General features: G+C 54.2%; 6 protein-coding genes and 1 pseudogene. 1 reads left to right on the top strand and 6 read right to left on the bottom strand.

Going from position 1 to position 6,819, the window contains the following annotated elements:
- Positions 1-77 precede the first annotated feature (77 nt).
- Together AC2FJC_RS07555 and AC2FJC_RS07550 are read right to left on the bottom strand one after the other, a co-directional pair.
- Positions 78-341, bottom strand: a pseudogene (locus AC2FJC_RS07555) (transposase); the annotation flags it as partial.
- Between the two features lie 225 nt (positions 342-566).
- Positions 567-1,445, bottom strand: a complete 879-nt coding sequence (locus AC2FJC_RS07550; RefSeq protein WP_496739003.1) for a LysR family transcriptional regulator — start codon at positions 1,443-1,445, stop codon at positions 567-569.
- 75 nt (positions 1,446-1,520) lie between these two features.
- Here AC2FJC_RS07550 and AC2FJC_RS07545 point away from each other — a divergent pair, with 75 nt between their 5' ends.
- Positions 1,521-2,438, top strand: a complete 918-nt coding sequence (locus tag AC2FJC_RS07545; RefSeq protein WP_496739002.1) for a DMT family transporter — start codon at positions 1,521-1,523, stop codon at positions 2,436-2,438.
- 208 nt (positions 2,439-2,646) lie between these two features.
- Here the strand turns inward: AC2FJC_RS07545 and AC2FJC_RS07540 are convergent, their stop codons facing one another.
- From AC2FJC_RS07540 to AC2FJC_RS07525, 4 genes are all read right to left on the bottom strand, one after another.
- On the bottom strand, positions 2,647-3,426 hold the full coding sequence (locus AC2FJC_RS07540) for an IclR family transcriptional regulator (protein ID WP_496739001.1): 780 nt from the start codon (positions 3,424-3,426) through the stop codon (positions 2,647-2,649).
- 11 nt (positions 3,427-3,437) lie between these two features.
- The gene (locus tag AC2FJC_RS07535) at positions 3,438-4,796 is read right to left on the bottom strand and encodes a TRAP transporter large permease (RefSeq protein WP_170561336.1); all 1,359 of its coding nucleotides are present in this window, start codon (positions 4,794-4,796) and stop codon (positions 3,438-3,440) included.
- Complete coding sequence (locus tag AC2FJC_RS07530) at positions 4,796-5,461, bottom strand: TRAP transporter small permease (protein ID WP_058276699.1); 666 nt, start codon at positions 5,459-5,461, stop codon at positions 4,796-4,798. Before AC2FJC_RS07530 ends, AC2FJC_RS07535 begins: the two co-directional genes overlap by 1 nt.
- A 66-nt stretch (positions 5,462-5,527) precedes the next feature.
- Positions 5,528-6,766, bottom strand: coding sequence for a TRAP transporter substrate-binding protein (locus tag AC2FJC_RS07525; RefSeq protein ID WP_058273422.1), 1,239 nt, complete (start codon positions 6,764-6,766; stop codon positions 5,528-5,530).
- Between the last annotated feature and the right edge of the window lie 53 nt (positions 6,767-6,819).

The following is a 6,819-nucleotide window of genomic DNA, read 5'->3' as shown; positions in this document are numbered from 1 at the left end:
GCAAATCTCCCGCTTCTCTTCATCCGACCAAAACCGCTTCTTACGCATGCTCATAGAGTGCCTCATAGTGTCCACTAAGCGAGGTTGAGATGCACCTCGTCGCAGAGCCGTCGCTCGGACCTGATGCCCATCACGTAGCCTATCAGCAGCATCCGGATCATCAGTTCCGGATCAACGGACGGTCTGCCAGTCGAACTATAGAACGGAGCAAGGTGCCGGCGGATATCAGACAGTTCAATGAACCGATCTATACCTCGAAGAATATGGTCTTGCGGGACATGATCCTCAACCGAGAACTCGTAGAACAGTGACCCTTGTGCTTGCTGCCTTGGCCCCATCATCGCTCATTCTCCTGTTCAGTACAGGAATTGAATCAGCGACTTGCACGTCGATCAAGGAAGAGTTTTTCAACAGAATAGGCTCACAGCAGACATTCGATAGTCAACAATGAGGAGCACCGATGTCCGCTGAGCCGGGCAAACCTCTCGTTCACGAGGTGTTTTCTTATGTTCGAATTGAATAAAATGTACAAATCGAGATGTCGCTTCTTTCCCTTGCACACGTCGTCAAAGATCGTCTCTACTTTCTTTTACGACCTCAACAAAAGCGACCGCCGCAGGGGATGGTGTTGCGTGCGGATGCATCGCTAGCCCAATCTTTCGTGTCCTGACTGAATTGAGCGGTTTGCTGACCCAGCCCTCTTTTCCGTTCGTTGGCGGCAAGGCCATCTCGGCCACCACCGAGACGCCTTGATTGCGTGCCACCATGGTCAAAGTACTTAGCATCTGCGATGTCCGATACCGCACATTTGGGCTAAGACGGGACTGCGTGAACAGACGACGGATGATCCGGGCAGAACCAGAATCCGGCATGATGAATGGCATTTCGCACAGTTGCTCCAATCGGATTGAGGATTGCTTGGCCAAAGTATTATCGGCAGCAACCAAGGCGACAAACTGGTCCTGTGCCACAGGCCAGGTCCGGAAGCGTTCATCTGGTAACACGACAAAACCAAGATCAATGCGCCGGTCTTCGATCCAACGGATAATCTCATCGTCAGCGGCTTCTTCAATCAGTACCTCGATACCAGGATGGGCTGCATGAAATGCTTCGAGAAGGCGCGGCAATATCTGCAATGATGACGTGGCACCAAAAGACCCAATGCGCAGTCTGCCGGTCTGCACTCCACGATACTCCGAGGCCTCCTGATGCATAGCGTCGGCTAGCCCAAGAATTTCGCGTGCGCGGGTTAGAAGTCGTTCGCCCAACGGGGTCAGTTCGATTGGGGAGACGGTGCGATTAAAAAGCGTGATGCCAAGCTCATCCTCAAGACTCTTGAGGGCATGAGACACTGCGGGCTGACTTATCCCAAGTCGCAATGCTGCAGCCGTAAACCCGCGCGTTTCGGCAAGAGTGACAAAAATATCAAGCTGACCAAAAGTCATAAGTAAATACTCATTTGACTATAACATAGTATAACTAAAATTCGGCATGGGCAATCCGATGTTTTAGGTGTTTCCATGTCCCAAGCCCTGTCATATCCCATAGCGTCGCAGAGCGCTTTGCTTTACGTCCGGCTCTCAATGGTGGCCTTCCTGTGGGGCGGCACATTTGTTGCCGGCCGCGTCGTTTCGGGTGAAATGCCCCCTCTGGTCGCGGCAACTGCTCGGTTTGGCCTGGCGTCTCTGGTATTGCTTTATCTTGTCTGGAAAGCGGAAGGTGGTTTGCCCCGCCTCAACTGGCGGCAGAGTGTATTGATTGTGCTTCTGGGACTGTCCGGCGTCTGCCTTTACAACCTGTTCTTCTTTGCCGCTCTGGCTGAGATGCCAGCTTCGCGAACGGCACTGTTTGTTGCCTTCAATCCGATAGCCGTGGCTCTAGCCGGGGGGCTGATTACGCGACGGCTCCTACCGATTGCGCAAGTTGCCGGGATTTGTGTGGCACTAGCCGGGGCCGTGATCGTGATTAGCGGAGGGGACGTTGCCGGACTGATGACTGACGTCCGGCAGAGTTTTGGGCAGGGAGAACTGTTCATGCTGGCAGCGGTGGGTAGTTGGGTGGGCTATACGCTTCTTGGACGCAAAGCCTTAGGAAGCCTCTCGCCACTGGCGGCAACTACCTGGGCTGCACTAATTGGGTTTGTGTTTCTGGTATTGGGGTTGCCGCTCGCCGGTCCCGTGCAACTGTCGCGTTTGCCCACGTTCACCTGCACTTTGGCCATCATCTATCTGGCCATTGGTGGAACAGTCGTGCCATTTGTTTGGTACTATCGGGGGGTACACTCGCTTGGACCTGAGCGTACGGCAGTATTCACCAATCTCGTCCCCGTCTTCGGGGTAGCCCTTGGGGCGGCTATCTTGCGCGAACCGGTTGAGGTTTCCATGCTGGTGGGCGGTGCGCTGGTGATAGCCGGAGTTTCACTCACCAACCGAGGATGACATTATATATGCCAAGAAACAGGCGGCTAGACAGTTTTTCGTAGATTGATTGCTGGCTGTCGCAGCGGACCTCAACGTGTTCAAACATCCGGGGCAATAACGGCAGATCGTTGCTTGGCCGAGGGCCGAAATCTCCCAAAGGGTAATTGGCAGAAGAAACGATCAGATTTGTGTCGCTTCAAAGGGCAGCTTAAATCCCGACGCTTTTCTATGACGAAAGCAATCCCGATAATTTGCTTGCTCCAAACTGCAAGAGCGACAGAAACTGCACTAAACTTTGCATTTCGTGACGCTGGGTTGGCGCGTGAACAGACAGTGTTGCTACAAGCCGATTGTGTTTATCCAGGACGGGGACAGCTATTGCGGTCATCCCGGGCATGAATTCCTCGTCGTCCGTTGAGTATCCTTTTTGGGCGATACCCAAGATTTCTGCGCGCAATGCTTCTGGGTCAGTTATTGTTTTTTGGGTGTTCGGGTTCAGCTTACGGGCGGAAAGAAACCCATCCAGCGTGTTTTGACGAAGCGTGGACAGGTACATCTTTCCGCTGGCAGTGCAATGAAACGGAACCTGAGTGCCAATCGGCAATTGAATCCTCAAGGGCCATTCCGTTTCGACCCGGTCCAAATAAATCATTCCTTCCCGATCCGGGATGGCGAGGTTGCAGGTTTCGCCAATTTCGTCGGCGACGCCCCGAAGGATCGCGAGACGAGCCGTTCGAAGGTGCTCCGATGACACCGTGTTTACCGAAAGCTCTCGCAACCGTGGTCCGGGTCCATACGATCGGCCATCCAGGTCTCGCTGAAGGAACCCTTCGGCCTCGGCCGTTTGCAGCAACCGATGGACCGTTGGTTTTGCCAGACCCAATGATTCAATCAGGTCTGACGGTTTGACTGCGACACCGCGCCTTGCAACCTCTTCAAGGAGAAATAGCAAACGCAGGTTCGTCGGGATTTGGGTTTCTTTCTCTCGTGTATCTGCGTTTGCCATTCCGCTAAACTCTAGTTGTTTGGCAGAAGTATCAAGGCCAGATCAGGCACCAGAGAAACCAAAATCCATACGGAGAGCAGAGCCACAAGGTACGGAACGGTGTAGCGCAGCAACCGGAAGTACGGCACGCCTGTCACACCTGACGCAACATAGAGGTTCAGACCATAAGGCGGCGTGATAAACCCAATCGATGCACCCACAAGGAAAATCACCGAAAAGTGGATCGGGTCCACACCCACCGACGCAGCAATTGGTGCGAGGATCGGCGCAAGGATAATCGTCACGGGCAAGCTTTCCAGCACCATGCCTGAGAAGAAGACAATGACCATCGATGTGAACAGAACCGCGTAATATCCCCCCATCGAAGTCACGAAATCTCCGATCGTTTGTTGTGCGCCAAGCAACGACAAGATCTGTTGCATGACAACCGAGATCGCAATCAGAGGGGCCAGAATGCCGGTGATCTGGGCCGAACGGATCACGATCGAAGGTATCTCAGGGATCGTAAATCCTTCTACGACGAACATTTCAGCAAAGCTCTTTTCGGTGGGTGAAACATCGTCGCGCGCACCCATTATTCTGTTGATCGGATAACTGACCAATCCGGCGATCACACAGAAGCCAACTGTGACGCCCGCAGCCTCGGTGGGGGAGAATTTGCCAGTATAAATGCCCCAAAGCACAAGCCCGATGGCAAAGAACCCAAGCCAGGCGCCAAAGGCGGTTTTTAGGATCCGGTTCAGTTGCAGCGGGATCAGGTGGCCCCAGCCGTTGATCCGGCAAATGATCCAGCATGCAAACTGCATGCCAAAGACCATCAGCGCGCCAGGCAGGATACCGGCGACAAACAGCTCAGAAATGGGAAGGTTCATCAGGAACCCGTAGACGATGAAGATGATTGATGGGGGGATGATGATCCCGACCGTACCTCCCGCCGCCGCGGTGGCCGCGCTGAAGCGTTCGTCATAGCCGCCTTTGACCATTTCAGGATGCAGCATCGAACCGATCGTTGCGGTGGTGGCCGAGTTTGACCCTGAAATCGCAGCAAACAGACCGCACGCGCCAAGCGATGCCATCGCCAGACCGCCACGTATCCAGCCCAGACAGGAATATGCGAAATCGCTCAATCTTCGCGCGATGCCCGACTTGTTGATCAGGTCACCTGTCAGGATGAACAGCGGCATCGCCAGAAGGGCAAAACCCTTGTTGAATACGTTCAGCAATTCCGCGCCCATGTTGTCGAGCGTCAGGCCCAAAACAAAAGAGCATCCGATGACCCAGTATCCGATGACCAGCAGCACCGGCACGCCCAACATGAACAGAAACGTCACGCCCAGCGAAATAAGTGTAACTAAAGTTCCGTCTGTCATCAGTCTGCCCCTATCACGGCCTGCTTGATCAGCGGCTCTCCGGTTTTCCAATTGTGCAGATCGTCAGCAAGGTTTTGAAACACGCGACCGACCATCAAAAAGAAGGAAACAGGCGCGGCCAACAGAAACCACCACTGCATGATGTTGTCTGTCCCAAGCACGATCTGAAAGTTCGAGGCTGACAGCGCAACGAGGCGTGTTGTGGTCACGATCACGATGACCGCAAAGATGAACCACAAAATGGCATCCAGAAACAGACAGGCCAGTTGACCGCCGCGCGGCATCGCGGTGCGAAACTCGCTGAAGCTAAGATGCGTGCGAAGGCGGACATTATAGGACGCACCAAACCAGGCCATTATCATGAACAGAAGCGGAGGAATGGTGGTAGACCAGGGTTCCTGATCGTTAAAGACAAAGCGGTCAATCACACCCCAGAAGATGATCAGCGCAATGGCAAGGTAGGAATAGACCATGATCGACCGTTCGAAGTGGCGTTCAACAAAGGGCACTTTGCGATAGATCAGCATTACAAGAAAACCGCCGAGCGCGGCGGCAACAGTGCCAACAACCCATGCGGCGTCGGATTCCAATGCGGATTGGATTTCGAATGAATCGCGAGTGAGCAAGGCGCTGAATATTGCCCCGATATCTGCCCATAGTGACATGAACCCCGTCCTCCCAGTCGGTGTTTAGAGAAACCGGCCCGCGAGGGGCCGGTTCGAAATGTTAGATCAGGCCGCGCCTTTCCACCAACGGCGGGGCTCAACGTTTTCGGGCAGTGTGTCTGCTGGGATCTGCCGCGCGATGTCGTAGATTTCCTGATAGGTGTCGATGCCACCGGCCCATTTGTTCAGCCGCTCGCGCCACTGCGCCCAGGGTTCAGGATTAAAGTTCGGCGCACACATTTCCTCGGCCAGTTTGATCTGATCGTCCGGCAGGAATGCTGCACGTACACCGTTTTCCGCAAAGATGGTGTTAGGCAGCTGTGGTTCCGAGAAACCAACCGTGTTCAGCAGTGCAGCTTCGTTTGCACCCTGAATAAGGGCCTGCGTGAAATAGGACGATTCCATAACCGCGTCCTGAAGTTCACCGCCAAGACCGTCAAACACTTTCGCCGACATTGACGTATGCTCAGTACCGCAGAAGAATTTGAGATTGACGGATTGCGAGACGACCGGAGCCATGTTTGCGTAGGCAACGGCTGATGCCCAAGTTTCCGCTCCGTCGATCAGGCCCGTCTTCAGTGCGTCCAATGTTTCTTCCCATGCCACCGGCACGGGATTCAGGTTCAGCAGCTGCATGGCGATCCGGCCAAGCTGCGTCCCCGTTACACGGTTCTTCGTCCCAAACAGCTCTTCCAGCTTGGTGACTGTCGGCTTGTCAGAGAAGGTCGAGCCCATCTGCAGGCCGCGTAGTTCGCAGTGTGTGAACAGGAATTTCAGCCCGTGGCGCTTTTCGAGGGGGTCTCGCAGAATGCGCTGGCTGTCGGGGCTGTAGAAGAAATGATACTGCGCCGCCCTGCTGGGGAACATATAGGCATAGTCCAGCACGTTCAGATATGGCGCACCGCCCGCTGAGTTCTGGGTCGACGCCGCATAGATGTCGACGATTCCCTGCTGAGTCTTCTCAACACAGCTCAGTTGTCCGCAGATCTGGTTGTCGCCAATGAACTCGATCCGAATCTCACCGTCAGTGCGTTCTTCCAGATCTCGGGCGAATTCGATGGCCCCTGCCCGTTCGATCAGCAGGTTGCGCGTATTGAAACCTGATGCACCGAATTTCAGCGTGTGCTTGGGTTCTTTCGAAAACCGTTTTTCATAAGTTGATTCTGCGGCTTGCGCCAAATTGGCCAAACTCATCGCGCCGCCAAAGCCACCCGCTGCCAGCAGCGTTGAACTCATGCCATAGCGCCCGGCTACACGGAAAAAATCCCGCCGTGAGACACCGCTTAGTTTCTTACCGATCTCCATTGCTTACCTCCCTGATCGCAATTATTGAGACGTTTTGTATCAAAAAATGCTAG

The sequence above is a fragment of the Ruegeria sp. CDSB117 genome (assembly GCF_059611005.1).
This window is presented reverse-complemented; position numbering and strand designations above follow the sequence as displayed.

Coding starts and splice junctions, on each gene's coding strand:
- AC2FJC_RS07540 (WP_496739001.1), bottom strand. CDS start 3,426: ATGGCAAACGCAGATACACGAGAGAAAGAAACCCAAATCCCGACGAAC.
- AC2FJC_RS07550 (WP_496739003.1), bottom strand. CDS start 1,445: ATGACTTTTGGTCAGCTTGATATTTTTGTCACTCTTGCCGAAACGCGC.
- AC2FJC_RS07535 (WP_170561336.1), bottom strand. CDS start 4,796: ATGACAGACGGAACTTTAGTTACACTTATTTCGCTGGGCGTGACGTTT.
- AC2FJC_RS07525 (WP_058273422.1), bottom strand. CDS start 6,766: ATGGAGATCGGTAAGAAACTAAGCGGTGTCTCACGGCGGGATTTTTTC.
- AC2FJC_RS07530 (WP_058276699.1), bottom strand. CDS start 5,461: ATGTCACTATGGGCAGATATCGGGGCAATATTCAGCGCCTTGCTCACT.
- AC2FJC_RS07545 (WP_496739002.1), top strand. CDS start 1,521: ATGTCCCAAGCCCTGTCATATCCCATAGCGTCGCAGAGCGCTTTGCTT.